The sequence below is a fragment of the Legionella stuttgartensis genome (assembly GCF_977063405.2).
In genome coordinates, this window is record NZ_CDRUHA020000083.1 from 1 (window position 1) to 2,940 (window position 2,940).

Here is a 2,940-nt window from a genome sequence, read left to right on the forward strand (position 1 = left end):
TAACCAGACGTTCATTAAAAATAAGGTAAATAAGAGGTAACACAAGCGTACTTGTATTTGAAGTAAAGCATATGATCTGAGGTAACTGAGATTATATGGTCAAGAAGAGAAGCGCAAACGGTGGATGCCTTGGCAGTAAGAGGCGAAGAAGGACGTGGAATCCTGCGAAAAGCTCTGGTGAGCTGGAAACGAGCGTTTAACCAGAGATGTCCGAATGGGGGAACCCGGCCATGAGCAGTCATGGTCATCGTTAGCTGAATACATAGGTTAACGAAGCGAACTCGGGGAACTGAAACATCTAAGTACCCGAAGGAAAAGAAATCAATTGAGATTCTCCAAGTAGCGGCGAGCGAACGGGGAAGAGCCTGGTGTGATTTATAGTGCAATGAAGTAGAACAACTTGGGAAGGTTGGCCATAGAGGGTGAAAGCCCCGTATACGTAGGTTGCATTAAGAACTAAGCACGCGAACAAGTAGGCCGGGACACGTGAAATCCTGGTTGAATATGGGTGGACCATCATCCAAGGCTAAATACTACTTACTGACCGATAGTGAACCAGTACCGTGAGGGAAAGGCGAAAAGAACCCCGGAGAGGGGAGTGAAATAGAACCTGAAACCGTTTGCGTACAAGCAGTGGGAGCACCTTCGTGGTGTGACTGCGTACCTTTTGTATAATGGGTCAGCGAGTTACTTTCAGTGGCGAGGTTAACTGAATAAGGAAGCCGTAGAGAAATCGAGTCTGAATAGGGCGCGAGTCGCTGTGAGTAGACCCGAAACCGGGCGATCTAGTCATGTGCAGGATGAAGGTTGGGTAACACCAACTGGAGGTCCGAACCGGGTAATGTTGAAAAATTATCGGATGACGTGTGACTAGGAGTGAAAGGCTAATCAAGCCCGGAGATAGCTGGTTCTCCCCGAAAGCTATTTAGGTAGCGCCTCGTGAATGATTACTGGGGGTAGAGCACTGTTTCGGCTAGGGGGCTGTCATGGCTTACCAAACCGATGCAAACTCCGAATACCGGCTAATTGAATCACGGGAGACACACGGCGGGTGCTAACGTCCGTCGTGAAGAGGGAAACAACCCAGACCGCCAGCTAAGGTCCCAAAGTACTAGTTAAGTGGGAAACGATGTGGGAAGGCATAGACAGCCAGGAGGTTGGCTTAGAAGCAGCCACCCTTTAAAGAAAGCGTAATAGCTCACTGGTCGAGTCGGCCTGCGCGGAAGATGTAACGGGGCTAAAACTAGTCACCGAAGCTGCGGATGTGTACTAAGTACACGTGGTAGGGGAGCGTTCTGTAGGCTGATGAAGGTGGATTGAGAAGTCTGCTGGAGGTATCAGAAGTGCGAATGCTGACATGAGTAACGATAATGAGGGTGAAAAGCCCTCACGCCGGAAGTCCCAGGTTTCCTGCACGACGTTAATCGGAGCAGGGTGAGTCGGCCCCTAAGGCGAGGCTGAAAAGCGTAGTCGATGGGAACCAGGTTAATATTCCTGGACTTTTTATAAGTGGTGATGTGGGGACGAAGAAGGCTAAATGAGCCAGGCGTTGGTTGTCCTGGTATGTGCATGTAGGGGGGTAGACCAGGCAAATCCGGTTTACTATTAACTCTGAGATGCGACATGGTGCTGACACTTCGGTGTACAGCGAAGTCATTGATGCCCGGCTTCCAGGAAAAGCTGCTAGCCATAACTTATAGAGAACCGTACCGCAAACCGACACAGGTGGACAGGTAGAGAATACTAAGGCGCTTGAGAGAACTCGGGTGAAGGAACTAGGCAAAATGGTACCGTAACTTCGGGAGAAGGTACGCCCTTTTTGGTGATGGGATTTACTTCCAGAGCTGGAGAGGGCCGCAGAGACCAGGTGGCTGCGACTGTTTATTAAAAACACAGCACTCTGCAAATTCGTAAGAAGACGTATAGGGTGTGACGCCTGCCCGGTGCCGGAAGGTTAATTGATGGGGTTATCTTCGGAGAAGCTCTTGATCGAAGCCCCGGTAAACGGCGGCCGTAACTATAACGGTCCTAAGGTAGCGAAATTCCTTGTCGGGTAAGTTCCGACCTGCACGAATGGCGTAACGATGGCCACACTGTCTCCACCCGAGACTCAGTGAAATTGAAATCGCTGTGAAGATGCAGTGTACCCGCGGCTAGACGGAAAGACCCCGTGAACCTTTACTATAGTTTTGCACTGGACTTTGATGATAACTGTGTAGGATAGGTGGGAGGCTTTGAAGTGAGGACGCTAGTTCTCATGGAGCCAACCTTGAAATACCACCCTGTTGTTATTGAGGTTCTAACTTGGTCCCGTAATCCGGGATGAGGACAGTGTATGATGGGTAGTTTGACTGGGGCGGTCTCCTCCCAAAGAGTAACGGAGGAGCACAAAGGTACCCTCGGTACGGTCGGACATCGTACCAAGAGTGTAAAGGCATAAGGGTGCTTGACTGCGAGAGCGACGGCTCGAGCAGGTACGAAAGTAGGTCTTAGTGATCCGGTGGTTCTGTATGGAAGGGCCATCGCTCAACGGATAAAAGGTACTCCGGGGATAACAGGCTGATACCGCCCAAGAGTTCATATCGACGGCGGTGTTTGGCACCTCGATGTCGGCTCATCACATCCTGGGGCTGAAGCAGGTCCCAAGGGTATGGCTGTTCGCCATTTAAAGTGGTACGCGAGCTGGGTTTAGAACGTCGTGAGACAGTTCGGTCCCTATCTGCCGTGGGCGTAGGAAAATTGAGAGGAGCTGCTCCTAGTACGAGAGGACCGGAGTGGACGAACCTCTGGTGTACCGGTTGTCACGCCAGTGGCATTGCCGGGTAGCTAAGTTCGGACGGGATAACCGCTGAAAGCATCTAAGCGGGAAGCCTCCCTCAAGATGAGTTTTCCCTTGAAGCCCGTTGAAGACTACGACGTTGATAGGCAAGGTGTGGAAGC

The 2,940-nt window shown here is 50.9% G+C and carries 1 rRNA gene; it reads left to right on the plus strand.

Annotated elements, in window-relative coordinates:
- Window positions 1-97: 97 nt before the first annotated feature.
- A 23S ribosomal RNA gene (locus tag ACWTEW_RS30130) occupies window positions 98-2,940 on the plus strand; the annotation flags it as partial.